The organism is Caldicellulosiruptor acetigenus, assembly GCF_026914305.1.
GTDB lineage: Bacteria > Bacillota > Thermoanaerobacteria > Caldicellulosiruptorales > Caldicellulosiruptoraceae > Caldicellulosiruptor > Caldicellulosiruptor acetigenus.
The window spans coordinates 1,519,823-1,545,945 of record NZ_CP113866.1; the positions used below are offsets into that span (position 1 = coordinate 1,519,823).

The following is a 26,123-nucleotide window of genomic DNA, read 5'->3' on the forward strand; positions in this document are numbered from 1 at the left end:
TTTATTCCAATCTCCATCCTTTTGGGAAATAATTTTTTATTATATGTCCCTCTGCTTTACCCCATCCAAGAGTAAAGCCATCTACACATATCCCTACAAATCCATTTAGATTTTCTTTGTTCTCTATCGTCTCGCCTTTTAAATACCTCCACAGCCTTTCGTCGTCTTGAGAAAAGTTAATAGCAACCTTGAGATTTTCGCACTTTAAACTTGCAATCAAATGAGCAGAAGGATAAAATCTTCCTTTATAAACTTCTCCAAGCAAAAGACCATTTCGAAGCGGTGTTATTTTATCAAAAGGTCCTTCAAAACCCAAATATAGTTTGCTTGCTTTTTTATAAAACACCCTATCCTTGAAGTAACTCAAGTCTATGTTTAAGTATTTATTACAAAACTTTTCAAAAATTTTTAAATCCTCTCTATCCACCTCAAATCTTTGTGGCTGGAAAGTCCACTCAGCTCCGCTTTCTCTTACCTTTTTTAGCTTGCAAATAAAATGTCCTTCACCTTTGACCCTATGCGGGTATATTCTTGCAGCTTTTTTCAAATTTTCATTGCCGTTTATCTCGATCCCATCCGAAAAGCCCTCATATTTTTTTATCTCAACAACTTCATAGTTTTTATGTTTTTTTAAAAACCAGTCAATAATTCCTTCATTCTCTTCTACTTCAAACGTACAAGTGGAATATACTATCTCGCCATCCACTTTTAAAAGCTCATCTACCTCTGTCATGATACTTCTCTGCAGATTGACATACTTTTCAGGGTGATTAGAAGTCCATTTTTTAGCTGCCGTCGGGTCTTTGCGAAACATTCCCTCACCAGAACAAGGTGCGTCAACTAAAATCTTGTCAAAATATGCGCCATAGCTTTCAGCTATCTCTTTCGGCTTGTTGTTCAGGATTACAATATTTGTGAGCCCAAGATTTTCAACATTCTTCACAAGTGCCTTGATTCTTGATGGCTTTACATCATTGGATACAAGCAAGCCATTTTGACCAAGCCTTGCTGCTATCTGAATGCTCTTTCCCCCAGGTGCGGCACACAAGTCCAAGACTTTTTCGCCTTCTTTTACATCCAAAGCCTCAACCGGAAACATGGCAGATGGTTCCTGTATATACACAAGCCCAGCAAAATAGTACGGGTGTTTGCTTAGCCTTATCTCTTCGGTGTAGTAAAAACCATCTTTGCACCATGGAACTTTTTCAAATTCAATTCCCATTTTCTTTATAAACTCTTCAACTGAAACTTTGGCAGTGTTGACCCTAAAGCCTTTATAACTGTCAAAGTCGTATACTTTTATAAACTGGTCAAACTCCTCTTTTAAAATTTCTTTCATCTTTGACAAGAATTCTTCTGGCAAGTTCAATTTAAAGTTAGACCTCCTTGTAAATCTTATAAAACCTGAAAAATAAAACATTTGAGGTACAAAGACTCTTCATAGTTGATAAGATATGGATGGTCTTTTGCCTGCGTTCTGTACTCAATGAGTCTTAATATCTTTTTTGCATCTTTTGCAGCATCTTTAATAACCTCAAAAAACAGGTCTGGTTTCATATAATGTGAACATGAACAGGTCACAAGAATTCCACCCTTTTTGAGTATCTTCATAGCTCGCAAGTTTATCTCTTTATAACCCCTTTTTGCATTTTCCAAGGTGTGTATGCTTTTTGCAAATGCAGGAGGGTCAAGTATTATCATATCGTATTTTTCTTTCTTGTCGTCAAGTTCATTTAGATAGTCAAAAACATTTGCAACCACAAACTCACATTTTGATTCAACGCCGTTTAACTTAGCATTTTTTACTGCTTGTTCAATGGCTGTATCTGAAATATCAACACCTATGACTTTTGATGCACCGAACTTAGCAGCGTTTATTGTAAATCCTCCTGTGTGACAGAAACAGTCCAAAACCACTTTATCCTTTACAAAGTTTCTTATTGCAACCCTGTTCTCTTTCTGGTCCAAGAAATATCCTGTTTTTTGTCCATTTTCTATATCTACTATCATCTTAATACCATTTTCCTCTATCTCAACTTCAACAGGCGAGCTGCCATATAAAAATCCTTTTCTCAAATCAAGTCCTTCAATTTCTCTTACCCTTGCATCATTTCTCTCATATATAGCTTTGGGATTGACAACCTCAACTAATATTTCTACCAGCTTATCTTTATATCTGTCAACACCTTTTGACAATGTCTGCATCACAAGAACATCGCCAAACTTGTCAACAATAAGTCCAGGCAGGAAATCAGCCTCAGCAAATATGAGCCGGCAATTTTGTGTATAGCCTATACTTTTTCTGTAATCCCAGGCATCTTGAACTCTTTTTCTAAAAAAGTCAATATTAATCTCCTCATTTTTTCGTGTAAGAAGTCTTACAAGTATTTGAGACTTGGAATTTATAAACCCCTTTCCAACAAACTTTCCTTTAAAATTTAACACATCAACAATATCCCCATCCTCGAACTCCCCATCTATCTTCTGTACTTCATGCCTGAAAACCCATGGATGACCGCTTTCCACTCTCAGTCCTTTCCCTTTTGCCAAAAACACTTTTGCCATACTCTAAACAACACCTCTTTTTTAGTTTATTTTCTTTCGTACAAGGTACTCATATACAAGATAAGTAGAATAATACCTGAACTTGCCCCAATCACCCCAAAAACCTTTTTGTTCTTTCAAGATATCACTAAGATTTTTTAATCCATCCAAAGATACTTTTATTGCCTCTGAAATCTCACCATCAGTTTTTGCAAGATTATCTTTTTCACACTTTTCAATTAAAAATACAAACGAATAAAAATCGAGATGTTCTTGCAAGCAGACAAGATTATACTTTATCGCTCCAATTAGTAAAAAATCTTTAATATTCAGTGCAAGCTCTTCTTTTACTTCTCTTTTCAAAGCCTCATCCACATCCTCGTTAAGACCGATGCCACCAGAAGGTATCCTGTAAACTTTATCAGGATACTCTTTTTGCCTAACAACAAGCACTTCTTCACCATCTTTTATTGCAAACACCACTTCACCTATTCTATCAACATTTATTTTGCTTTTAACATATTCAAAGAACTCTCTATCTTCTATTGTTACAGTAACCTCTCTTACAATCAAATCTGAAGCAATTGGTATTTTTTCTAAATCAAACCTGGCTTGAAAGAGCTCTTCTAAACCTTTCATTTGCCTCCTCCAAATCAGATTGAGTATTTATATTTTTAAAACTTTCAAAACAAGGGTCAAACCTCAATATTTCGTTGAGCTCAATCTTTTTTATGTTTGAGCTTTGTAAGATAGCAGAAAGAGAAAATATACCCTTGTCTATAAAATCCAACGCTTTTTCCAAAAATGCTTTGCTATATACACAAAAAAGAGGCTCAAAATAGCCATTGTAATAAGGAACAACTGCATCGTACCCATCAAACCCAAGCATGTACTCTACAAGTTCTTTTTTGGCAAACGGCATATCGCATGCTATTATAAAATTCTTGTTTGTTCTGCTTACCATCAAACTTGTTAAGACCCCTGCAACAGGAGCATCTATTTCAATTATATCTTTTATTACTTCAAAACCTTCAAACTCTATATACCCGTTTTTTACAACAATAAACTTTTTGTCAAAAAGGCTCCCTATAATCTTGTCTATTATCTGTACAACCCTTTGATTACCAATCTTAAGATATAATTTGTCAAATCCAAGCCTTTTTGACTTCCCACCCGCCAAAATAAATAGATTTTTCATGTTGCCACCTTTTTCACAAATACAAAATTTGAATTAAATGCTGCTTGACTGTCCATCTCTGCCGTTTTGGAAAAAATGCAAGAGTTTATTGTCTCAATATTCTGGTTCTGAAACCCTTCTTCAACTATTATATACCCTCTTTTTATACACTGTCTCAGCACTGCTTCAGCAACAAAACTTCCACAGCCATTGTAAAGAAGCACTTTATCTCCATTTCCAATTCCAAGTCTCTTTGCATCCTCAATATTAAAAATAGCAACTGGTCTTCTTTCAAAAAACTCCTGAGAATGCAATGTTTTTTGAGAATGAACGGTCACAAGTCTGAGCTGGTTTTTTAACGCTCTTTCTTCATCTATAGATGGCACAGCTACACCCATCTTTTCGTCTTCAAATTCAAATTTTTTGCTCTTTGTTGCAAATAGTTTATCTTCCCACGGAACTTCCATTTTGGTTGCACGCACAAAATGCTTCTCAAATTTAATGTTCAAAGCTTTCTCAAAATGAGCCTTTACATATTCTACCCATTCTTTTTCTGATTTTATAGGAAAATCTAAATCAAGCCTTTTTGCAAGCTCGTTTATTATTTCAACCTCAGATTTTGACTTACCGATATTTTCAATAACCTTCTCAGAAACCCCAATATAATCATGCCACATATTCGGCACAAACACATCCTCTTTCTCAAGAAAACTTGCAGCAGGAAGTATAATGGTTGCTGCCTGTGTTGTTGCTGTCAAAAACATGTCAACCACAACTACAAACCTCTTTTGAAGTTCTCTGAACACCAAATCTGAGTCAGGACACTGTGAAACAGGATTTCCGGCAGATATATAAACCATTTCAACAGGCGGGTTTTGCTGGTCTTTTAGATATTCACCGAGTTTTGCTTTGTTATAAAAACGCTTATTCACAGCCTTGGTATCGTTTTTGAAAATGGAAGCTATATTTTGAGTGAACCTGTGAGCAAAGTTTGAACCTCCACCTTTTATGCCAACATTACCTGAGATTGCAACAAGATAGTCAATTGTCCTAATTGTATTTACTCCATTTGTATATCTTTGCGGACCATAGCCAATAAAAGTTGACACAGGTCTTTGAATGTAAATATTTGCAATGTTTTCTATATCTTTTTTATTCACACCGCACTTTTTCTCTATCTCTTCATATGTTAGTCTACTTGCAATCTCCTTTACCTTTTCAAATCCAATGGTATACTTTTCGATAAATTCTCTGTCTTCCTTCCCATTTTCCAATATATATTTTATTGCTCCATATGCAAGGTGAGAGTCAGACCCAGGATTTATAATCAGACCAATATCAGCTACCTTGAATGTTTCGGTAGGGTAAATGTCAATCACCACTACTTTTTTACCCTGTTTTTTGGCCATATGGACAAAATAAAAAAGGTGAAGATTTGTCCACAGAGCGTTTCTTCCCCAAAGAACAATCCAGTTAGAATTAAAAATATCAAATGGTGAATGACAAAGCGAATTTCCAAAATCTATTTTCTGGGCAAGAAGACCTGCTCCCCAGCACAAACTCCCTTCAGAGTATGTCGCACCACCCAAATAATCAAAAAATAGCCTTTCAATATTTCTTAAATACCCTTCGTACCCATCTCCACTATAGTATAAAATGGCACTTGAGTTGTACTTTTTTAAAATCTCTTTTATTTGCTCTGCAATCATGTCAAGAGCTTGGTTCCACGAAATCTGGTGAAATTCGTTTTTAACCCTCAAAAGAGGAGTGGTTACCCTCTCTTTTGAATAAACCTTTTCAAGCAATCTATAACCTTTTGGACACAAAAAACCATTAGTGATAGGGTGGTCCTTACTACCGTACAGCTTTACTGCTTTCCCATCTTCAACCTGAGCAACAATCGCACAACTGTCAAAACAGTCAAGTGGACAAAATGTCTTTTTTTTCATAAGAGTTTGCCTCCAAAAAACTTTAATCTACAAAGTCAAGGCTAATATCAAGGCTTTTTACTGAATGGGTAATGCTACCAACAGAAATAATATCAACACCTGTCTTTGCAATCTCCTCAATGTTATCAATATTTATATTTCCCGATGCTTCTATTAAAACTCTTCCTTCAGCTTTCTCAACAGCCTTTTTCATCTCATCAACCGTAAAATGGTCAAGCATAATTATATCTGCACCCGATAGCAATGCCTCTTCAAACTCCTGCATATTACGCACTTCTACTTCAACCTTCATTGTATGTGGAACATTCTCTTTCGCCCTTTTTACAGCCTCTGTTATACTCCCAACAGCCTTTATGTGATTATCCTTAATTAGCACCGCATCAGACAAAGAATATCTGTGATTTTTCCCACCACCGACAAAAACAGCATATTTATCAAGCATTCTCAAAAGAGGAATGGTCTTTCGAGTATCAGTCACAGTCGCCTTGTACCCTTTTATCTTTTGTGCAAGCATATTTGTAAATGTTGCAATGCCGCTCATCCTTTGAAGAAGGTTTAAAGCAAGTCTTTCACCCATCAAGATTGCTCGTGTATTTCCTTGTATTTTGGCCAAAACATCACCTTTTTGAATATAGTCTCCATCAGTTTTTAACTTTTCAAATTTTATGTTTGAGTCTAATATCTCAAATACCCTCTTTGCCACATCTATTCCACATAAAATTCCATTCTCTTTACTGAGAAAAACAGCACTTGAGATACTTTCCTGTGGAATCAAAAGCTGTGTTGTAACATCCCCATATGGCATATCCTCTACAAGTGCATCCTTAATAATTTTATCAATCACCAAAAAATTCAGCATTTAAAAGATTTCCTCCCATCCATAAATGTTTGAGTATACCAAATGCTTCTTCCAGTTAACATCGTCCTGGTACGGGAAATCTTTTCTGTAATGAGAACCCCTGCTTTCTTTTCTCATCAGTGCAGCATTTGCCAAGATGTACCCTATCATAAGCATGTTATAATATTCTATCTCTTTTTGCGTGCTGAGTCTCATTGTATTCAATATTTCTAACCTCGAGACAATGTAATCTATCAATTTTTCAAGTCCTTCTTTTGTTCGCACAATCCCTGCATGTTCACTCATTTTACTTCTCAAACCTTCAATCTCGGTAGCTACGTTCAAATCAAACTCCTTTTTACTCAAACTTCTATGGCAGATTGCTATATGTTTTACATTTTTTTGTGACCTGCTGTTGATATATTGAGCTATTCTTCTTCCAAAAACAAGACCTTCTAAAAGTGAATTTGATGCAAGCCTGTTTGCTCCATGAACACGTGTCCCTGCTGCCTCACCACATACAAAAAGGTTTTCTACAGTGGTTCTGCCAAACTCGTCAGAAAGCACCCCGCCCATACTATAATGCTGCGCAGGTGCAACAGGAATTCTCTGTTTTGTAATATCGATACCAAGTTCCAAACATTTTTGATATATATTGGGAAATCTCTTTCTTATAAAGTTAGCATCAAGATGAGTAATGTCGAGAAATACGTTTTCAGAGCCTGTCCTTTGTAGCTCAAAGTATATACTACGAGAAACAATATCTCTTGGTGCAAGCTCTGCAAGAGGATGGTACCTTACCATAAACCTTTCACCAAAACTATTAAAAAGAAGACCACCTTCTCCTCTTACTGCCTCTGATATTAAAAAACTTTTGTTCTTTTCATGATAAAGCACAGTGGGATGAAACTGCACAAGTTCCATATCCACAACCTTTGCTCCACATCTCACAGCTGCAGCACAGCCATCGCCTGTTGTCACCTCAGGGTTTGTTGTGTATTTGTACAAATATCCATAACCACCAGATGCCAGAACAATGTTTTTTGCAAATAAAATGACATTCTTATTCTTTATCTTTAGCAAAACTCCTATGGCAGTGTTCTGCTCATCGGTGAGTATATCAACCAGAAAAGCATTTTCAAATATTGTAACGTTTTCATATGACTTAACTACAAGTCCTAAATGCTCAGACACAATTCTTCCTGTTGCATCTCCACTTGCATGGATAATCCTTCGTCTACTGTGTGCTCCTTCCTGACCTAAAACAATCTCACCTTCGTCATCTAAATCAAACGGAATATTCATCTTAAGCAGAATATTTATATTTTCAATAGCCTCATCAACCAAAATTCTTACCATGTGCGAATCACAAAGACCGCTGCCTGCTCTTATTGTATCCATATAGTGTATGTCAGGACTGTCATCATGGCTAAGTGGCGCTGCAATCCCACCTTGGGCTAAATTGGTATTGCTAACCTGCATGGTTTCTTTTGTGACAAGTGCCACTTTGAGCTTTTTATCCAAATTAACTGCCGTATATAGCCCTGCAACACCTGTTCCAATAATTACTACATCAAAATTTAAAACTTCATCACTACCAGAGTCAAATTCAATGCAAAACCTTTTAAACTCTGCCAAACTAACCATCCCCAATTTACAAATTAACCCATCTCAAGCATCTTAGCAAGTGCTCTTTTCGCACCTTGCATAATTTCTTCTTCAACTTCTATCTGGTATCTCTCATACAACAGAGCATCTCTTACCGATTGCAAAGTATTCTTCTTCATATTAGGACAAATCATCCCTGGATGAAGAATATAAAACTTCTTGTCGGGATTCAGCTTCTTTAAACTGTACAGCACTCCCATCTCTGTTCCGATAATAAACTCTTTTTCTTTTGAAGCAGTAGCAAAATCTATTATCTGTTTTGTACTTCCGACAAAGTCAGCAAGCTCAACCACTTCTGGTCTACACTCAGGATGGACCAAAACCAAAGCATTTGGATGCGCAGACTTCGCTTTTTCAACATCTTCTTTTTTTATCTTGTAATGGGTAATACAGAATCCTTCCCATAAAATGATGTCTTTTTCAGGCACCTGTTTTCTAACAAAACTTCCTAAGTTTTTGTCTGGCAAAAAAATTATTTTGTCATTGGGAAATTCCCTTACAATTTTCACAGCATTTGATGAAGTACAGATAACATCTGATTTTGCTTTGACAGAAGCAGGAGAGTTAATATAACACACAATTGAATAATCAGGATATTTCTTTTTTAAATTTTCAACATCTTCTGCAGTCACCATATCAGCAAGAGGACATCCAGCATCTATCTCTGGCAACAGTACCTTTTTATGTGGTGAAAGTATCTTTGCACTCTCAGCCATAAAGTGAACTCCACAAAACACTATAACTTCTTCAGGACGCTCAGCACACACTTTGCTAAGATAAAAAGAGTCGCCCACAAAATCAGCAATCTCCTGCACTTCATCAATTTGGTAATTGTGAGCAACTATCAAAGCGTTCTTTTCTCTTTTGAGCTTGTAAATTTCATTTTTAAGCACTTCTATATTCAATAATATCACTCGCTTTTCTTGGTAAGATTTTTATCATTAATATACCATTTAAGAAGACCAAAATCAACATACACAAAAGATTCTTAGCTTCCATTGTAAAAGTCAAGATACCCTTGCAGAATATAAACTGCTGCAACCTTGTCAATTACCTTTTTCTTTCTTTTCCAGTTCAGTTCTTCATTCATTACCCTTTCAACAGCTTTTGTTGAAAATCTCTCATCCCATTTTACAATCTCTACATTGTATCTGCTTTTAATCTTTTCAGAAATCTCATCAATTTTTTTGAGCTTTTCATCTTTCTGATCAGGATGCAGCTTAGAAAGAGGATAGCCTATTACAACCTTTTCTATACTGAATCTTTGAAATATACTATCAAGCTCCTCAAACAAATCTTTATTTCGTAGCTCAATTGTCATAACCGGCTGAGCAGTAATTTTGAGTGGGTCTGAAATTGCAACACCAACTCTGCTGTTTCCTATGTCAAGACACAGAATTCTCAATTCGCAACCACCCTTCTACCTTTCCAATTTGCTTCATATTACTTTTAAAGCAAAAAGCTTACAATAACTGCTGCAGTATCCACAGCAAAGACACTTAGAATGGTCAACAACTACCTTTCCATCTTTCACAGACAATGCATTTTGGTGGCAATGCAAAATGCACTCTCCACAACCTTCACACCAGCTTTCAACATGGAGCTTTTTGGTTTTTACATTCTCTAATAATTCTTTGGTCAAGTAAACCTTCTTTTCTTCAAAGCATCTAATATTATGGTCAACTTCAAATATACTTTGCATACCAATTGCAACAGAATGAAGATAAGGAAAGTCAAATATAAACTCAAGCGCTTGCTTGAAATTAGAAAGGAGGTTGCCTCCACCAAATATTTTCATAGCAAAAATTCCTTTGCCTTGTATGTAGGCTTGTTTTATTGCCTCAGCCATCTCATCAACTGTACCATCTACAATTCCGATTCCTTTGTAGTTAAATATTGGATGAATAACTTCAATTTCTGGATATTTGATGGCATCTTTTACCGCCTTTACATAGTGGGTAGAAATGCCAAAATGTTTGATATACCCTTTTTCTTTTGCTTTTAAAAAATACTCAACTGCTTCATAATGTCCTTTGAAAGTATGCTCACCTTCCTGTTCATGGAGCATAAATAGGTCTATGTAATCAACATCCAGCTCTTTCAAAGCCTTATATAAAGAAAACTCTGCTGATTTTTTATCATAAGCATATGATTTTGTAGATATCACTGGTCGTATCCCGCTTATCTGAATTGACTTTCTTATATACTCATATGTCTCATACAGCTCAGCAGTATCAACAAAATTTATGCCTTTTTGGTACGCGTACGCTAAAAGCCTTGCTCCATCTTCAATAGATAATCTTTTTTGAAGCGGTCCAATGGTAAGAGTACCAAAACATATTCTGCTCACATAAAGTGATGTATTTCCAAGTTTAATTGTTTGCATAATCTTTCACCAGCTTTGCAAGGTATATATCCAAGTTTAAAAATCCTAATAAAAGACCAGCAATTATCGTACCTGAATCGTTCAAAAGCCATGCAAACATAGTGATTATAATAAACAATTTTATCTTTTCTCTTTCAAGTGAGCTCAAAACCAAAATTTTATTTTTGGTCAAAGCTAAGATACTTAAAATCACAAGGCAACTAACAAGCAAAATTGTCAATGGATAGGATATAAAATAAGAAAGGTTCATGAGCGTTTTTCTTTTTATTGTATCAAGCAAAACATCAGTGTTTGAAAAAACATTAAATAGATAGCTATTCTTGAAGATAACAAAAACTATCAAGATTGCAGCTGGTAACAACAAAAAAATCATCTTTTTTTTATTTCGTGAATTTATAACTAAAAACAAAATAAGACCTAAGAGGATGGAAACAAGCCCACCAAAATTTATACCATAATATGGAATCGCCAAAAATATAGCCAAGGCCCCAAGTATTATATAAACATTTTTTAAAGGAATTTTAGTTGCAACCGAAAATACAAATGCAAAGCCCAACAAATAAGCAAAAAATTCATTGCCTATGCCATAAAATCTATTTGCAAATGAAGGATGATATCCCGCAGTAGAAATAAGTTGCAAATAGTTGTCATAAAAAATAGCCTGAATCAAAATAGAGAGGATTCCAGCCAGAGCAACTCCAGCTTGAGTTTTTTCTAAACTGAAGTATGATAATATTAACGAGGTTGCAAAAAACAGTAATAAAAATACAAAAAGATGGCCAATAAACTGAACTATTATCGGTGAGTAGATAATAAAAAGGTACGAAAGCAACGCAGTGGTAGGAAATAATTTTAAAATATACATACGCATAGCGTTTGGTAAACCTATTTTAAAACCACCAAAATAAATTATTGCTTCTAAAATTGAGAATATAATAATAACAGCAAAAAGCACTATTAAATACCTATTAAGATACATAAGCTGATAATTCAATATCCAAAAAAACTTCCACAAGTATTGTAAAAAGTCATTTGCTACTAACATTTTAGCATCTTTTTTAAGCTTGCCTTCTAATATATCCATAAACTCGCTGTCCAGTACAAGCCCAGCTCTTTTAGTGTGAACTGATTTGAAAGTAAAAAAGCCTTCATCAGAAAGGTTATTGAGCACAAAGATTAACCTGCCATCACCACTGTATAAAAAAAATAGTCCCTCTTTTTTCTTTTTCATCTGTGATAGATTACTAATATTTGTCCCTTTTTTTTCAAGATATTCTTTAATCTTTTGACTTCTTACTTCATCTTTTAAAACTACAATCACTGCCCAACCTTTTTTGCTGCTTGAAATAACTTCTTTTACAGTAGCAAAAAAATATTTATCAATAAACTCTTCCCCTTTAAACTTGTAGAAACTGAATGCAAAAGCTGAGCTGAAAATTAAGCTACTCAATGTTATTATCAATATAAAACTTAACAATTTCTTCCAATATTTCATCTCTTTCAATTCTCCTTATTATAGAGCGGGCATTCTTATGATTAGTAATATAAGTTGGGTCGCCCGATATTAAGTATCCTACAAGCTGGGCAATTGGATTGTAACCCTTTTCTTTCAGTGCACTGTAAACCTCACTCAATATTTCTTTAACCTTTTTTTCCATACTCTCTTCAAATGAGAAATGTTGAGTTTTATCGTTCATTTCTTATACCACCTTTTAATTAATTTTTAAGCCCTCATCCACAATTTTAACTCTGGATGAAGGCTTAAATTCTATCTTTTTCTCAATTCATACAACACAATTGAAGCTGCCACCGCTGCATTTAAAGACTCTGCTTTGCCAGCCATAGGAATTTTTATCTTTCTTGTTGCCACCTTTGCAAAAGAATCGCTAACTCCTTCAGACTCATTACCAATAACAACACAAAATCTTTTGTCAGGAACAATTTTTGAAATTTCAATATCACCATACGGCGTTGTTACATAAACTGCAAAGCTATTATCTTTTAGGATTTTGATTAATTTTCCCTCTTCAGCCTCTCTCATAATCTGCAGATGAAAAAGTGAACCCATTGTGGCACGTATTGTCTTGGGATTGTAGATATCAACTGTTCCCTTTGTTGTTACAACAGCATCAAATCCAAATGCATCAGCACATCTAATTAATGTTCCCAAATTGCCAGGGTCCTGTAGCTTGTTAGCTACAACTACTCTTCTCAGATTTTTTATAAAATTTATGCCTTTGTCAACAAAGTTGCACTCAGCTAAAATACCTTGTGGTGTAGAAGTTGTAGTAATGTATTCAAATAACTTATCAGGAACCTCAATAACTCTTTCTATTTTCCCATCTTCTAAAAGACGCTTGCACTCCCAGTAAAATTCTTGATACCTATCTTTCGCCTGTTGAGAAAATATCACCAAGTTTATACATTCAATCTGATAGTCAATAGCTTCTTTTACAAGTTTTAAACCTTCAATTATGAAAGACCTAAACTCTTCTCTGTACTTCTTATCATGCAGCTTTTTTACTCTCTTTATACATTCGTTCTCTCGACTGCTTATAAACTCAACTTTTTTTGTGGACATCTTACCAATAGCCCTTGTTCAAAAAAAAATCAAAATTTAAATACTTTACTGAGCATTTATTTGCTTTTTGGCAATTTCAACCAGCTCAGCAAATGCTTTTTGGTCATTTACAGCCATATCTGCTAAGACTTTCCTATTAAGACTAATCCCTGCTTTCTTAAGCCCATTTATAAACTTGCTGTACGAAAGACCATTTTGTCTTGCTGCTGCATTAATTCTTGTTATCCACAGCCTTCTAAAATCTCTCTTTTTAAGCCTTCTACCTATATATGCATATCTTAAAGACCTCATTACAGCTACATGCGCTTGTTTAAAAATCTTGCTTTTTGCACCAAAATAACCCTTTGCAAGTTTTAGCCATTTTTTATGTCTCTTTCTTGCCCAAACACCATTTTTTATTCTCATTTATATCTCTACCTCCTGCTCAAAATTGTTGTTTATAGGTACGGCAAAAGCTTTTTGACTGCTTTAACGTTAGTAGCATCAACAACCACCGTCTTTTTCAAATTTCTCTTTCTCTTTCTTGACTTACCGCTCAAAAGATGACTTTTACCTGCTTTCTTTCTCAAATATTTCCCACTTCCGCTAATCTTAATTCTTTTTGCAAGACCTCTATGCGTTTTTAGTTTCGGCATTAAAAAACTCCTCCCCATCAAAAATTTTTATTGCTGTTTTGGCGCAATGACCGCTGTAAGGTTCTTACCATCCAATTTGGGCTTTTTCTCAACAACTCCGTACTCTTTTATCTTTTCTATGAACTTGTTTATAATCTCTTCACCTATTTCTGGATGCAAAACTTCACGACCTCTAAAGCGAATGGACACTTTTACTTTGTCTCCATCCTGCAAAAACCTTATTGCATTTTTAACCTTTACGTTAAAGTCGTGTTCTTCAATTGTGGTTGTAAGCCTGATTTCCTTTACGTTAATAACCTTCTGATTTTTCTTTGCCTCTTTCTCTTTTTTGGCAAGTTCAAACTTATACTTGCCATAATCCATTATCTTGCACACAGGCGGATTAGCATGAGGAGCAATCTTAACCAAATCAAGCTTCTTCTCCTCAGCAATTCTTAATGCCTCTTTAATGCTCATAATTCCAAGCTGAACACCGTTCTCATCAATAACTCTTACCTCTTTGTCTCTTATCTGCTCATTAATGAGCAAATCTTTGTTATTTATATTAAAACACCTCCTGGAAATAAATAACCCTAATTCCTAATTTAAACAAAAAGTGGATAGAAGCATAGCCTATCCACTCCCTTAACTCTTTTTGAGCCATATTAAATGGCTCAAAAAGCATTATTGACCCTCCGAGTCATTTCTCGGAAAGGTGAGAAGCGATAGACTTCTACTTCTTTTTCACCTCTATAAGGATACCACATATACTTTGGGAATGTCAATATCAAAAAACAATTTTAAAAATCTATAAATTCAGGCTCAAATTCATACTCCCCGTTCTATACCCATCTAAATCTAAGGTAACATACAAAAAGCCTAACTCCTTAAATTTATTCCTAACACTCTCTATCACATTGATATTTAAGAACTTCTCCATCTCATCCTTACCTATTTCAATTCGTGCAAGTTTGTCTTGATGATACCTTACCCTCACCTGCTTAAACCCAAGTCCAAGTAAATACTCCTCAGCTTTTTCTATCATGCTCAATTTTTCTTTTGTTATTCTTTCTCCGTAAGGTATGCGTGAAGAAAGACATGCAAAGGCAGGCTTATCCCATGTTGGAAGGCCCAACTCTTTTGACAATTTCCTAATATCCTCTTTTGTAAGCCCAGCAACTTTAAGTGGACTTACAACGTTAAGCTCACATGCCGCCTTCATGCCAGGTCTAAAATCGTTCAAATCATCAAAGTTTGAACCATCCGCAACATACTCAATTCCATGTGCCTTTGCTACTTTCCATATCTTTTCAAATAGCTCTTTTTTGCAGTAATAGCATCTATCAACAGGATTTTTATTGAATCCCTCAATTTCAAGCTCTTCTGATTCTATAATTATATGTTTTGCACCTATTTGTTTTATGAATGTTATTGCATCATTGAGTTCTCTTTTTGGATAGGTTGAGGATGTTGCAGTCACGGCAATAACTCTATCTCCCAAAACATCATAAGCAACTTTGACTAAAAAGGTACTATCAACTCCACCTGAATAAGCAACTGCAAGGCTTCCTAAGCTTTTGATATAATTTTTTAATTTTTCATATTTCTCTTGTAATGTTTCATCTATTATGATATCCATAAAATTACCCTCCTGTATGTTATTGTACTATATTATTTAGATAGATTTAGTATAAATTTATTTTACACATATCATTTAATTCTATCAACATCTTTTTAAATGCTTTAAATTAATTACAAGATGTTTGTAGCTTATCATTTCCTTTTTGAAGAGCAAAATTCCTGAGCAATTTCAACGAACCTTTCTACATCATTTTCGCTATGTGCCACAGATAAGAACATTGCTTCAAATTGAGAGGAAGGAACATAAATATGGTTTTTTATCATATATTCTGCAAAACTTCTGAACAAGTCTAAATCGCTCATCTTTGCCATCTTGAAATTTTCTACCTTTTCAACTCCAAAGAAGATTGTTAGCATTGAACCCATTCTATTGATGCAAAAAGTTAAATTGGAATTAGAAAAAACTTGTGTCAACTCTCTTTCAAGCTTTTCGCCTAATATCTCCATGTTACTATAAAAATGAGGATTTTCTTTAAGCTTTTTAATAGTAGCGTACCCTGCACTCATCACAATTGGATTGCCCGACATTGTGCCAGCTTGAAAGACATTTCCCTGTGGTGCTAAACACTGCATAATCTCTTTCTTGCCACCAACCGCGCCACAAGGAAGTCCTCCACCAATTATCTTGCCAAAAGTTACTAAGTCTGGTTCAACATTATATATAGCTCTTGCACCTTTTAATGAAAGCCTAAAACCGGTTATTACTTCATCGAAAATCAGAAGACTGCCATGGAGGTTACAAATTTCTCTTAAAGCCTGTAAAAATTCTTTTTTTGCAGGCACAACACCCATATTCCCCGCAATGGGCTCAATTATAACAGCTGCTATCTCATCTTTGTTTTCTGTAAAAGCTTTTTCAACTGAATCTAAATTGTTGTATTCAACAACTATTGTATTTTGCACAATGTCTTCATCAATTCCTTTTAATTTAAGCTCAGCTATCGCTGACCCTGCCTCTTTTAGAAAGATGTCATGATGACCATGATAACAACCTGCAAACTTAACTATTTTTTTCTTCCCAGTATAGCCTTTTGCAAGTCTTACAGCAGTCATTGTAGCTTCTGTTCCCGAATTAACAAATCGGACCATATCAATTTGGGCTGTCTCACATACAAGCTTTGCCATCTTATACTCTATTTCGGTTGGTGCTCCAAATGCTATTTGCTCCACCACCACTTCTTTTATGCTATTTACAACATCAGGGTCACAATGTCCTAATATCATTGCCCCCCAGGACAGGACAAAATCAATGTATTTATTACCATCCACATCAAATATAAAGCAGCCTCTTCCTTTTGATATGACAGGTGGGGTAATATTCAAATTTTTAAATGCACGAATTGGACTGTTAACACCACCAGGTATATACCTTTTGGTTTTGTCAAATATCTCTTTACTTTTGTCAAGTCTCATGCTTACAGCTCCTTTCGATTTAATATCTTTGCAGCCTCTAAAGCATGGTATGTTATAATCGCATCCGCCCCTGCCCTCTTAATTGCAGTCAATATCTCAATTACAACCTCTTCTTCATTCAAAAAACCTAATTTGCCTGCACTTTTTACCATGGCATATTCTCCACTAACATTATATGCTATAATTGGAATGTTGAATTTTTCTCTGGCAGCAGAAACTACATCAAGAGAGGTGAGGGCTGGTTTTATAATTACTGCATCAGCACCTTCTAAAATGTCAGCTTCTATCTCGCGCAGAGCTTCTCTTTTGTTTTGATATGGCATTTGATAACTTTTTCTGTCACCAAAAGCAGGCCTTGAGTTTGCTACCTCTCTAAATGGTGCATAAAGTGAGGAAGCAAACTTTGCACTGTAAGGAATTATTGGAACATACTCAAAACCATGGATGTCAAGTTTCTTTCGGATGGCAGCAACTCTTCCATCCATCATATCAGATGGGCAAATTACATCTGCCCCTGCTTTTGCATAAGATAATGCTATTCTACTTAAAACCTCTATTGTCTTATCATTATCTATTTTATCACCTTTCAAAATACCACAATGTCCATGTGATGTGTATTCGCAAAGGCATACATCGGCAAACACCAATATATCTTCGGAGTATTCTTTTATTCTCCTTATTGCCTGCTGGACTGCTCCATCATCTCTTGTGGCATAGCTCCCCATTTCATCCTTTTGGGAAGTTACGCCGAATAAAATTAAACCTCCAATGTCAGCTTTCTTGACCTCTTCTAAGACTTCTTGAAGTCTGTCAACAGATACCTTCACTATACCATCTAATCCCGGCATTCTTTCAAACACGTTTTTACCATCATCAATAAACAAGGGAAGAATAAACTCTTTGCTATTAAGTCTTGTCTCACAAAAAAGTTCTCTTAAAGCCTTTGTCTGTCTTAATCTTCTTAATCTTTTAAACTCCATTTTTGACCACCTCTAAAATTTTATTTACTATTCCCTCATCATTTGCCTCATCACAAGCGATACTTTTAATACCGAAACTTTCCAATGTCTTTTTTGTGTGTTCACCTATTGAAATAACTATTTTATTAAAAAGCATATCAGTCCCATAGCATTCTACAAAGTGTCTAAACATTCCCGAACTTGTAAATACATATATATCTGAATCATAAACTGCATCATTTGGGTTTTTAGTAAACTCCATTGAATATGCAAAGATGGTGTCAACTTCAAATCCCAAACTTGTAAGGGCATTTTTAAGATAATCTCCTGCTATTTTAGACTGAACTGTTAATATCTTTTTGCTCTTATCAACTTCATTTTTGAAAATTCTGATTAATCCATCCGATGAATGTTCATCTGGAATATATTTTACCCCAAATCCTCTCTTTTGTAGTGCAAGGGCAGTTTTTTTACCAATTGCAGCAAAGTCACCTTTTATGTTTCTTATATCTATCTTTTTCTCAATCAGATAATCGAAAAAACTATCTACACCATTCACACTTGTAAACACCAATATATCATACTCAGGCAGAAAGCTTATAATTTTGTCAATCTCCTCTTTGTGGTGAACAAGTCTTGAGCAGCAGCCATCAACAACGTCTGCACCAAGACTTGATAGCAAACTTTTTATATTTCCAGAAACACTTTTTGGACGTGTGATACAAATTCTTTTTCCATATAAAGGTAAACTTTCATAAAAGGAAAGCTTATTTCTAAACCTTATAACTTCACCTATTACAAATACCATCGGTGATGCAACCTGATTTTTGAATTTTCCACTTGCAAAGTCTTCTAAATACCCGCTAATTACCTTTTGCCGACCAGTTGTTGCATTAATCACTGCTGCAGCAAGGGTTTTAGGTTCCTTGCCATGTGAAATTAATTTTTGTGAAATATTTTCAACACTTTCCGCTGACATGAGAAATACTAAAGTCCCGTCAAGTTTAGAAATTACATTCCAATTCAGCTCTTCATCGTTGCACGTATGCCCAGTAAACACATGAAATTCACGTGCAAGCTTTCTATATGTGATAGGAATGCCTGCAAAAGTAAGAGCAGAGCAAAATGAGCTAATACCTGGAATAACTTCAAAGGATATATTATTTTCAAATAATTTTTCTGCCTCCTCTGCACCCCTTCCAAATATATAGGGGTCACCACCTTTTAGCCGAACAACATTAAAACCCTTTTTTGCATAGTCTATCATGAGTTTTATAATCTCATCCTGAGAAAGAGTATGGTTTTTTGGCTCTTTGCCACAGTAGACATAAATTGCCTCATCTTTTGCAAGTCTCAGCAAATTTTTATTTACTAACCTATCGTAAATTATTACATCAGCAGTTTTTATAGCGTTCAAACCTTTTAGTGTTATCAAGTCCTCCATGTATGGACCAGCACCAACAATATATACCTTTCCAGTTTTCAATATATTAACCTCCTTTGGAAAATTAACTTCATACAAGTCTTACCATAAACTAACTTTCAAGCATCTTACTTAGCTTATTTGCAAGAGACAAAAAATCATCTTTGTTACCCTCAATACTTGCTTTTACTAATTTATCACCTCTTAAAAGGGAAGCAAATGCATAAATTTTATTCTGGTCTGTTTTGCAAAAAACGCCAATCGATGAATGACACCCTCCTCCCAAAAACTTCAAAACAAGCCTTTCAAATTGGGTTTGGATATATGCATCAGCATCGTTTATTTTGCTTAAGATGCTTTTATAGGGACTATCTTTAAGGCATTCAATGCATATTGCACCTTGACCAGGGCAAGGTGTAATTTCATTTATATCAAAAATATAACTTACATAAGAATCTAACTTTAATCGTTTTAATGCAGCATAGGCAAGCACGATACCATCAAGGCCTTCTGATTGAATCTTTGAAAGTCTTGTCTCTATATTTCCTCTTATGTTAATAACTTGTATATCCTCTCTTAAATTCTTTAAATGCACTTCTCTTCTCAAACTGCTTGTTCCAATTTTTGCGTTTGATTTTAGCTGGTAGAATCCCAGACCATCTTTTGACACAAGTACATCCCTGGGATCCTCTCTTTCAACAACTGCCACAATCTCAAAATTGCTATCCATTTCACAAGGCAGGTCTTTTAGACTATGCACAGCTAAATCTATTTCTCTTGATAAAAGTGCAAGTTCAATCTCCTTTACAAATACACCGGGGCTTTTAAACTCTTTTAGACTTTTTGTTTTATCAATATCTCCTTTTGTTTTTATAGGAACAAATTCACATTCAATACCTAAAGTCTGCTTGATTTTTCTTGCTACAATATCAACTTGAATTCTGCTGAGTCTGCTGTCCCTTGCGCCAATTCTTAACTTTTTCATCTTGTCACCTCAGAATCCCAAACATCTTCGTAAAACAATTTTATAATCTTATTAGCATATCCTTTTTTGAAAAAATAATAAAAGTCATCTGAACAAACGAATTCCAATATTTGGTCTTTTTGCGGATGATGTTTCAATTTACTTCTCAAATCAGTTACCCACTTTGAGAATATAGAATAAAACTGAAGATAACTTAGAATTTTCTGGGCAAGATATTTTGATAGCTTTGGATTTCCTCTTCTTATTGACAAGCTAAAAACAAATTCATCAGTTCTTTTTTGAGCACCAAGTCTTAAGTTTCCAAGCCTGTAATCTGAGCACACCAAATATAGTTTATTTAGTCTTTTGCAGTGCCAGATAATTCTTTTTTCAAGCTTTCTATTTGACACCCCAATTACAACTATGTGCTTATCCTTTAAAAAACTTTTGCAAAACTTCCCTCTTTTGAGCTTAAGATATCCACTTTTCAACTCTCTGAAGCCTATATCAAACCTTGGCGATAAAACTTCAACCTTGCAACCAGCTCCTAAAAAGGTTTTGGTTTTTATCAAAGAAGCTTTCCCTGCCCCTATAACTCCCACCTTAATATTATTTGCTACAAGTCCAATATGCATAAGATTTTCAAAGCTTGAATCTACTTCAAGAATATTCTCCTCATCAGATTTGAACAAATTTCACCACTTCCTTCTTTGTGTGCCTCTCTTAAAACTTCAACTGCCCTATCAATATATAAATTTGCTATCCTTAGCAAAAGCACTTCAATTTTTTCTCTCTCTTGGTTGTCAAAATCTTTTAACTTCTTCACTTGCATTTTACACAGCTGCTCTGCATGTTTCTTCATGTCCATAATTAAGTTTTTGTACTGCCTAAACTCAAGCCAATCAATAAATTCATCAACATATTTATCAATTATATGGTAGTTCTCTTGCATCTTTGAAATTCTAAATTCTTTGTTAACAGTATCCATCTTATGAACTTGGTCTATATCAATCACTTTAACGTTCGGAAGTTTATATACCTCAACATCAACATCTCTTGGCACAGCAAGGTCAAATATGAGTAAACTTTTTCCCTCTGGTATATCATCTTTGTGGACAACTGGATGTGGGGCAGATGTTGAACATATTAGACACTGGGCTTCTAAGATTGCCTCCTTTTTATCATAATACCCAAACTTTTCAGGATTTAGCTTAACGAATTGGTCAATTTTTTCATTTTTTCGTCCTATCAAAAACACTTTGTCGACATCTGAATTTTTAAAGTAGTTGCAAAATAAAAATCCAATATTTCCAAGTCCAATTATAGCAACTTTTTTGATATTTGACTCCTTTATAACTCTTCCAACAACTGATGCAATTGTAATGGGATGCTCATTTAACCTTGACGTTGTTCGAAACTCTTTCGAACATCTTAAGCTCAAATCAAAAAGTCTGTCAAGGACTGGGTTTTTACCGCCAGCTGAATCTGAAATCTCTTTTGCTTCTTTTACTTGAGCTACAATTTGTTCTTCTCCAACTATAAGCGAATCAAAACCACATACAACTTCAAATAGATGTTTTATACAATCTTTGTCTTTGTAAATATAAAATAAAGGCATATATTTCTTATCCCAGGCAAGTTCAGTGAATATTTCTTCTATGTCAATATATTCCTCTGAAAAGAAGTATATTTCTGTTCTGTTGCAAGTACTGAGAATTATGACTTCGTTTGCTAATTTTTTCAAGTCTATAAGCTTTTCTTGTAGCTTGGTCTTTGTCAGAGAAAACTTTTGTCTGATATCAATATCTACTTTGTGATTGATTCCAATGACCCATAGCACAAAACATCATCTCCGAAGGTTTTTGGATTATTAAGAGTTCTTATTAAAAAAGCCCTATGTGATTCTTGGTATAAGTTATTTTATTCTTTTCAATCTATCACTTTGATTAATCTCTGGAATTCTTTTGCTCTGTGTAATATGATTGCTATTAATTTCTTTTATATCCAAATATATCAGCCCCACCATCGGTTAAAACCTTAATTCTTTTGGATATTAAATTGCCCTCAAGAGAAATTCTATCATGTTGCACATCTTAGTGCAATTCTCTTGAGGGACCAGCAAGCTTGAGTAAACACAGTTGCTGTAGACTATAAAAAGATGTTGAAGTTACTCCCTGATGGCTTAAGCTTCTTTCAAATCTACCGTGTTTTTATTTTTCTGAGGAGAATCTTTAGAGGAGTTACTTTACCTTTTAGGATACTCGATGTCCAAATTAATATCAATTTTCTTCTTAGCCTCTCTTAAAAAAGTTCTCCTTCCCTGGTAAGCTCATAATATGTGTGATTTCGATGCTCAACACTTTTTCGTCGACGATGGTAATATTTAACTATTCTTCTTTCCACTCGCTTGATGAGCCCTCTCTCCTCCAGACTTTGAAGCCGATTCCTGCTTTCCTCCAAGGATAAACCCAGACGTATCGCCAGAAGTTTTGCATATTCCGGTCCAAGCTTTTTGAGGTAGGCAAGGATTGTTAAATCAAGAAGTTCATCTTGGTCATGCTTGACCGGCATACTTTCATCTCCTTTATTATGGATTTACCACTAAGTAGTTTGGTTTTTAAATACTAAAAATTTCCTCAGCATTGTATCTTGCAATTCGATCAATAATTTCTGGGTAAGCTCGATTCAATTCTAAGTACCGCACCGTCTTGGGTACACTTAGTAGATCATTGGGTTTGAGATTACTGTAATCGCTATTTAGTACACCTCGTTGGAAACGTTCCAGATGATTCAGCAACAGTTGAGAAGTAAGCCCATCCTGGCGAATTGTAAGACCGGGCACAGCACCAAAATCTTCGATTAAGTCAATAATATCTAAATTAGCATGGTCTATTATCACTTTTCGGGGTTCAATTCCTACCTTAGCAGCAATCTCAATTGTTTTCTCGGTAATTTCAACCCTGTTGTCTGGCGGAGTATGAAGGATTACTGGAACCCCATATTCCTTGGCAATCTTCAATTGTTCATGGAGGACCTGCTGCTCCCGCTGGTTTCCCTCATGCAGCCCAATCTCACCAAGCCCAACAACACCACTCATTTTAAGGTAGTCTGGAAGAGCGTCGATCACTCTGGTCCAATCGTCCGGTATTCCCATGGGGTGAATTCCAATGGTAACGTAAAGCTTAATACCATTTTTAGCAGCAATATTCATAGAAAGAGTTAACATCTGATGAAAATGATCAAAGAGTGTTTCGGCATGTTTTGCCCCAAAAAATAGGGAACAACCAATAATTTTCCTTACCCCTGCTAATGACATATTTTCCCATCCTTCGAACGGGAGTAACGAAACATGCACATGAGAATCTACAATTTCTTTCATCAATCTCATTCACCTGCCTTATTTTAGATTTAAGACATATAAATCAAGGCTTGATATAGGCATATCCTTCTGCCTGTTTTCTGACAATTTCTGTTATGCCAGCTGGTACAACTGTGACAAAATCGGGAAGGCTCTCTTCATCGACAAGCTGCCCTTTGAGAGCATTCCGGCATGCTACAAATTTTACTCCCACCTTTGATAATTTCTCCATCTGTTCCAAAAGCGATCCATTAATTGATCCATCGCACAAACCACCGCCTTCAGCTGGCTGGCATCTATTTTTAAAAATAGAAACTGCCTCACCATTAATCACTACTTCAATGTTAGCATTATCTTGCCCAACATCATTTAAAAAATTAGTGATATTTCCGAGTACTATCTGCCACCTGCTTAACTCATTGATATGGAAGAGAACCTTTAATCCATTCATCCAAACACCTACTTTCTGTTTAGTTTCAGCCACCTCGCTAAATGTGAAAAATATCTTTTCAAACCTCTCCTCTTTTACTTCACCTTAAAATACCATTTTTTCTAAGATACTCGGATAACTGGTCCCCATTGATAACTACCATATTGCCGTTTTTATTATATACCCATACTCTATCTTTCAAAACGACAACATTGTAATCTGCTTCCTTATCCATAGCACATGCATTACCACAACCACTGATGGTTATATTTCCTTGTAAATTGCCTGAGGATACTATATGCTCAGCTATAGCATGGACATCCCCAACACCATTTTTGCAATAGCGCGCACCTATGCATGTCTTGATTCCTTCACTATTCCATGCCAATGCTATTCTAAGGAATGGTAAAAACCCCATGCGGTTAATAACCTCAGCCAATCGTTCGTTTTGTGCAACCTGAATATAGCCATTAACAATACGTTTAACTGTATCGATTAGATATTCTTCCTTGATAACCACATCTAACCGAGTACCTAACTGTGGCTGACGACCACCTTTGCCTCCGAGATAAATCCAATAGCCGTCTTTGACTGCAATGATGCCCAAATCATTTAGTTGTGCCTCAACGCATGAATTAGGGCAACCATTTACAGCAATCTTAAATTTTTTCGGCGTCGCAAGTCCTGCAAGGCACTGATTGATTTGCGCTGCCAGTGGTGTAACGTCGCGAATTACACGTTTGCAATGCTCACAAGAACATACTTTAACATTTCGTACTACTGGCCCAATATCAGCCAAAGGCAGGCGAACCTTCTCCAACTCTTCAGCAATCTTGTCAAAATCCTCTGGCTTTATGCCAAAAATCATTATAGCCTGAGTAACTGTAAGCTTCGCACCTCCGTATTGTTTGCTTAGCCTCCAGATAGTCTCCAGCTGTTCTGGTTCAAGATACCCATTGACAGGATGGATTACAACAGCGTAACTACCATCTAACTGCTGTATAAACCCTTTATTGACGTACTTTTTCTCCATAACTACTCCCCTCCTTGAAAATTTTGGTAAAATATTTAAAACAAAGGGCAGAAGATGATAAAAAAGAGTGGACTACTATTATAGCAGCCCATAGGTTTTAGATTATTCAGAAGATGAATGTTAACGCTGGTTTACAGGTTTTAAGTTAAAGTTAGATCTATATTCGGTTTCTGTCCACAAAACTCTTTGAGCTACCATAGCTTCTGGGTTTAGTTGGACATCTTTTAATATCATTTCTTTAAATTTCTCATATCCCACTCTATCAATAAGGTGTCCGCCATGGAGATATTGAGGTTTATTATTCAACACATAAGCAGAAAATGCCTCCCAGTTTTTAAGTACACCCAAAACCACATCTTCTGTAACCCAGTTTAAGAAGATTTTTCCCATACGAGGTGTTTGCTTTCCTGTTCTGCCGCCGATCAATACCCTGTAAAATTTTTTAGGGTTCCTGGTCCAAGCCCCGGTTGGGCACACAAGAACACATTCGCCACAGCCGACGCAACAGCAATTGTCTTTGACGATTTTGCCTTTTTCAACAGATAAAACACCCGTTGCATGGCGTGCACATGCTTCCACACATTTTTTACACCCTATACAGCGCTCATAATCGTATTCTGTTTTTGTGATACCAATTATACCAAAATCATTAAAGTGAGCTTTGCCACAGTCATTGGGGCATCCTGATATACTTAACTTTATGTGATAATCGCTGGGGAATATAATCTTTTCTATTTTCCTGGCCAGGTCGGTTGTGTCAATGTTAGCATATATGCAATGACGATTGCCTATGCAAGCCATTATATTACGAGCACCTATGGTCGGATATCCGTTGTCATTAACTTCCATTTCAACACCGCATAACTTTACTTCTATATCCTCAATATAAGACCTTATATATTTGTTAACCGCCTCTATATTTTCATACTTAATACCAGGAATTGAAATTGTCTGCCTCATCCCTAAGTGAATTTCACCATTTCCCCACGTTTCCGCTATATGTTTGAACAATGGAAAATATTTAGCGCTTATTACACCACCAGGAACACGCATTTGAAGCATAAACTCACCACTTACTTTTGACTGACGATAGCAGTTTCTGCGAAGTTTTTCTACATCAATATCATAACCCATTATAATTCCCC

General features: G+C 35.5%; 27 protein-coding genes and 1 pseudogene. All 28 read right to left on the reverse strand.

Features of this window, described 5'->3' with window-relative positions:
* Position 1: 1 nt before the first annotated feature.
* Positions 2–1,369 (reverse strand): RsmB/NOP family class I SAM-dependent RNA methyltransferase, encoded by a 1,368-nt coding sequence (locus OTK01_RS07555; RefSeq protein WP_029227529.1) that lies wholly within the window; start codon positions 1,367–1,369, stop codon positions 2–4.
* Between the two features lie 26 nt (positions 1,370–1,395).
* Positions 1,396–2,565 carry a class I SAM-dependent rRNA methyltransferase gene (locus OTK01_RS07560; RefSeq protein WP_014042148.1) on the reverse strand — a complete coding sequence of 390 codons (1,170 nt, stop codon included), beginning with the start codon at positions 2,563–2,565 and terminating at the stop codon, positions 1,396–1,398.
* A 21-nt stretch (positions 2,566–2,586) separates the two neighbouring features.
* A complete protein-coding gene (locus tag OTK01_RS07565) occupies positions 2,587–3,183 on the reverse strand; it encodes an NUDIX hydrolase (RefSeq protein WP_029227528.1) in 597 nt (198 codons plus the stop codon).
* On the reverse strand, positions 3,146–3,742 hold the full coding sequence (locus OTK01_RS07570; protein ID WP_029227527.1) for a molybdenum cofactor guanylyltransferase: 597 nt from the start codon (positions 3,740–3,742) through the stop codon (positions 3,146–3,148). Before OTK01_RS07570 ends, OTK01_RS07565 begins: the two co-directional genes overlap by 38 nt.
* Positions 3,739–5,670 (reverse strand): molybdopterin-dependent oxidoreductase, encoded by a 1,932-nt coding sequence (locus OTK01_RS07575; RefSeq protein WP_029227526.1) that lies wholly within the window; start codon positions 5,668–5,670, stop codon positions 3,739–3,741. The genes OTK01_RS07570 and OTK01_RS07575 overlap by 4 nt, the downstream gene beginning before the upstream one ends.
* Positions 5,671–5,692: 22 nt before the next feature.
* Positions 5,693–6,529: a carboxylating nicotinate-nucleotide diphosphorylase gene (nadC, locus tag OTK01_RS07580; RefSeq protein ID WP_013432503.1), complete on the reverse strand. Its 837-nt coding sequence runs from the start codon at positions 6,527–6,529 to the stop codon at positions 5,693–5,695.
* Entirely contained in the window at positions 6,530–8,146 is a 1,617-nt protein-coding gene (gene nadB / locus OTK01_RS07585; protein WP_029227525.1) for an L-aspartate oxidase, read from the reverse strand.
* 23 nt (positions 8,147–8,169) lie between these two features.
* Positions 8,170–9,081 (reverse strand): quinolinate synthase NadA, encoded by a 912-nt coding sequence (gene nadA / locus OTK01_RS07590; RefSeq protein WP_029227524.1) that lies wholly within the window; start codon positions 9,079–9,081, stop codon positions 8,170–8,172.
* Positions 9,082–9,164: 83 nt separating this feature from the next.
* The gene (gene ruvX / locus OTK01_RS07595; protein WP_013432500.1) at positions 9,165–9,581 is read right to left on the reverse strand and encodes a Holliday junction resolvase RuvX; all 417 of its coding nucleotides are present in this window, start codon (positions 9,579–9,581) and stop codon (positions 9,165–9,167) included.
* A 33-nt stretch (positions 9,582–9,614) separates the two neighbouring features.
* Positions 9,615–10,562 carry an aldo/keto reductase gene (locus tag OTK01_RS07600; RefSeq protein ID WP_029227523.1) on the reverse strand — a complete coding sequence of 316 codons (948 nt, stop codon included), beginning with the start codon at positions 10,560–10,562 and terminating at the stop codon, positions 9,615–9,617.
* Positions 10,549–12,057 (reverse strand): hypothetical protein, encoded by a 1,509-nt coding sequence (locus tag OTK01_RS07605; RefSeq protein ID WP_029227522.1) that lies wholly within the window; start codon positions 12,055–12,057, stop codon positions 10,549–10,551. The genes OTK01_RS07600 and OTK01_RS07605 overlap by 14 nt, the downstream gene beginning before the upstream one ends.
* Complete coding sequence (locus tag OTK01_RS07610) at positions 12,005–12,259, reverse strand: IreB family regulatory phosphoprotein (RefSeq protein ID WP_013403403.1); 255 nt, start codon at positions 12,257–12,259, stop codon at positions 12,005–12,007. The genes OTK01_RS07605 and OTK01_RS07610 overlap by 53 nt, the downstream gene beginning before the upstream one ends.
* A 71-nt stretch (positions 12,260–12,330) precedes the next feature.
* Positions 12,331–13,143 (reverse strand): TrmH family RNA methyltransferase, encoded by an 813-nt coding sequence (locus tag OTK01_RS07615; RefSeq protein WP_029227521.1) that lies wholly within the window; start codon positions 13,141–13,143, stop codon positions 12,331–12,333.
* Positions 13,144–13,188: 45 nt separating this feature from the next.
* Positions 13,189–13,548 (reverse strand): 50S ribosomal protein L20, encoded by a 360-nt coding sequence (rplT, locus tag OTK01_RS07620; RefSeq protein ID WP_029227520.1) that lies wholly within the window; start codon positions 13,546–13,548, stop codon positions 13,189–13,191.
* Between the two features lie 32 nt (positions 13,549–13,580).
* Entirely contained in the window at positions 13,581–13,778 is a 198-nt protein-coding gene (rpmI, locus tag OTK01_RS07625) for a 50S ribosomal protein L35 (protein WP_013403406.1), read from the reverse strand.
* 27 nt (positions 13,779–13,805) lie between these two features.
* The gene (gene infC / locus OTK01_RS07630; protein ID WP_013432495.1) at positions 13,806–14,306 is read right to left on the reverse strand and encodes a translation initiation factor IF-3; all 501 of its coding nucleotides are present in this window, start codon (positions 14,304–14,306) and stop codon (positions 13,806–13,808) included.
* Between the two features lie 259 nt (positions 14,307–14,565).
* On the reverse strand, positions 14,566–15,396 hold the full coding sequence (larE, locus tag OTK01_RS07635) for an ATP-dependent sacrificial sulfur transferase LarE (protein WP_029227519.1): 831 nt from the start codon (positions 15,394–15,396) through the stop codon (positions 14,566–14,568).
* Between the two features lie 134 nt (positions 15,397–15,530).
* On the reverse strand, positions 15,531–16,811 hold the full coding sequence (gene hemL / locus OTK01_RS07640; RefSeq protein WP_013432493.1) for a glutamate-1-semialdehyde 2,1-aminomutase: 1,281 nt from the start codon (positions 16,809–16,811) through the stop codon (positions 15,531–15,533).
* A 2-nt stretch (positions 16,812–16,813) separates the two neighbouring features.
* On the reverse strand, positions 16,814–17,791 hold the full coding sequence (gene hemB / locus OTK01_RS07645; RefSeq protein ID WP_029227518.1) for a porphobilinogen synthase: 978 nt from the start codon (positions 17,789–17,791) through the stop codon (positions 16,814–16,816).
* Positions 17,781–19,256 (reverse strand): uroporphyrinogen-III C-methyltransferase, encoded by a 1,476-nt coding sequence (gene cobA, locus OTK01_RS07650; RefSeq protein ID WP_029227517.1) that lies wholly within the window; start codon positions 19,254–19,256, stop codon positions 17,781–17,783. Before cobA ends, hemB begins: the two co-directional genes overlap by 11 nt.
* A gap of 49 nt (positions 19,257–19,305) precedes the next feature.
* Complete coding sequence (hemC, locus tag OTK01_RS07655) at positions 19,306–20,178, reverse strand: hydroxymethylbilane synthase (protein ID WP_013432490.1); 873 nt, start codon at positions 20,176–20,178, stop codon at positions 19,306–19,308.
* Entirely contained in the window at positions 20,175–20,849 is a 675-nt protein-coding gene (locus tag OTK01_RS07660; protein ID WP_013432489.1) for an NAD(P)-dependent oxidoreductase, read from the reverse strand. The genes hemC and OTK01_RS07660 overlap by 4 nt, the downstream gene beginning before the upstream one ends.
* On the reverse strand, positions 20,813–21,997 hold the full coding sequence (gene hemA / locus OTK01_RS07665; RefSeq protein ID WP_029227516.1) for a glutamyl-tRNA reductase: 1,185 nt from the start codon (positions 21,995–21,997) through the stop codon (positions 20,813–20,815). The genes OTK01_RS07660 and hemA overlap by 37 nt, the downstream gene beginning before the upstream one ends.
* A 405-nt stretch (positions 21,998–22,402) precedes the next feature.
* Positions 22,403–22,728: pseudogene (locus OTK01_RS07670) on the reverse strand (DUF2250 domain-containing protein).
* Between the two features lie 46 nt (positions 22,729–22,774).
* The gene (locus OTK01_RS07675) at positions 22,775–23,536 is read right to left on the reverse strand and encodes a TatD family hydrolase (RefSeq protein ID WP_029227515.1); all 762 of its coding nucleotides are present in this window, start codon (positions 23,534–23,536) and stop codon (positions 22,775–22,777) included.
* A gap of 43 nt (positions 23,537–23,579) precedes the next feature.
* Entirely contained in the window at positions 23,580–23,966 is a 387-nt protein-coding gene (locus OTK01_RS07680; protein WP_029227514.1) for a DsrE family protein, read from the reverse strand.
* Between the two features lie 79 nt (positions 23,967–24,045).
* The gene (locus OTK01_RS07685) at positions 24,046–24,978 is read right to left on the reverse strand and encodes a nitrite/sulfite reductase domain-containing protein (protein WP_029227513.1); all 933 of its coding nucleotides are present in this window, start codon (positions 24,976–24,978) and stop codon (positions 24,046–24,048) included.
* A gap of 120 nt (positions 24,979–25,098) precedes the next feature.
* Positions 25,099–26,112: a sulfite reductase subunit C gene (asrC, locus tag OTK01_RS07690; RefSeq protein WP_029227512.1), complete on the reverse strand. Its 1,014-nt coding sequence runs from the start codon at positions 26,110–26,112 to the stop codon at positions 25,099–25,101.
* Positions 26,113–26,123 lie beyond the last annotated feature (11 nt).

Excerpts from the sequence above, each read along its gene's own strand:
- OTK01_RS07560 (WP_014042148.1), bottom strand. The coding sequence starts at position 2,565 with ATGGCAAAAGTGTTTTTGGCAAAAGGGAAAGGACTGAGAGTGGAAAGC.
- OTK01_RS07565 (WP_029227528.1), bottom strand. The coding sequence starts at position 3,183 with ATGAAAGGTTTAGAAGAGCTCTTTCAAGCCAGGTTTGATTTAGAAAAA.
- OTK01_RS07570 (WP_029227527.1), bottom strand. The coding sequence starts at position 3,742 with ATGAAAAATCTATTTATTTTGGCGGGTGGGAAGTCAAAAAGGCTTGGA.
- OTK01_RS07575 (WP_029227526.1), bottom strand. The coding sequence starts at position 5,670 with ATGAAAAAAAAGACATTTTGTCCACTTGACTGTTTTGACAGTTGTGCG.
- nadC (WP_013432503.1), bottom strand. The coding sequence starts at position 6,529 with ATGCTGAATTTTTTGGTGATTGATAAAATTATTAAGGATGCACTTGTA.
- OTK01_RS07600 (WP_029227523.1), bottom strand. The coding sequence starts at position 10,562 with ATGCAAACAATTAAACTTGGAAATACATCACTTTATGTGAGCAGAATA.
- OTK01_RS07605 (WP_029227522.1), bottom strand. The coding sequence starts at position 12,057 with ATGAAATATTGGAAGAAATTGTTAAGTTTTATATTGATAATAACATTG.
- OTK01_RS07610 (WP_013403403.1), bottom strand. The coding sequence starts at position 12,259 with ATGAACGATAAAACTCAACATTTCTCATTTGAAGAGAGTATGGAAAAA.
- OTK01_RS07615 (WP_029227521.1), bottom strand. The coding sequence starts at position 13,143 with ATGTCCACAAAAAAAGTTGAGTTTATAAGCAGTCGAGAGAACGAATGT.
- rplT (WP_029227520.1), bottom strand. The coding sequence starts at position 13,548 with ATGAGAATAAAAAATGGTGTTTGGGCAAGAAAGAGACATAAAAAATGG.
- rpmI (WP_013403406.1), bottom strand. The coding sequence starts at position 13,778 with ATGCCGAAACTAAAAACGCATAGAGGTCTTGCAAAAAGAATTAAGATT.
- larE (WP_029227519.1), bottom strand. The coding sequence starts at position 15,396 with ATGGATATCATAATAGATGAAACATTACAAGAGAAATATGAAAAATTA.
- hemL (WP_013432493.1), bottom strand. The coding sequence starts at position 16,811 with ATGAGACTTGACAAAAGTAAAGAGATATTTGACAAAACCAAAAGGTAT.
- hemB (WP_029227518.1), bottom strand. The coding sequence starts at position 17,791 with ATGGAGTTTAAAAGATTAAGAAGATTAAGACAGACAAAGGCTTTAAGA.
- hemC (WP_013432490.1), bottom strand. The coding sequence starts at position 20,178 with ATGAAAAAGTTAAGAATTGGCGCAAGGGACAGCAGACTCAGCAGAATT.
- OTK01_RS07675 (WP_029227515.1), bottom strand. The coding sequence starts at position 23,536 with ATGAAAGAAATTGTAGATTCTCATGTGCATGTTTCGTTACTCCCGTTC.
- OTK01_RS07680 (WP_029227514.1), bottom strand. The coding sequence starts at position 23,966 with ATGAATGGATTAAAGGTTCTCTTCCATATCAATGAGTTAAGCAGGTGG.
- OTK01_RS07685 (WP_029227513.1), bottom strand. The coding sequence starts at position 24,978 with ATGGAGAAAAAGTACGTCAATAAAGGGTTTATACAGCAGTTAGATGGT.
- asrC (WP_029227512.1), bottom strand. The coding sequence starts at position 26,112 with ATGGGTTATGATATTGATGTAGAAAAACTTCGCAGAAACTGCTATCGT.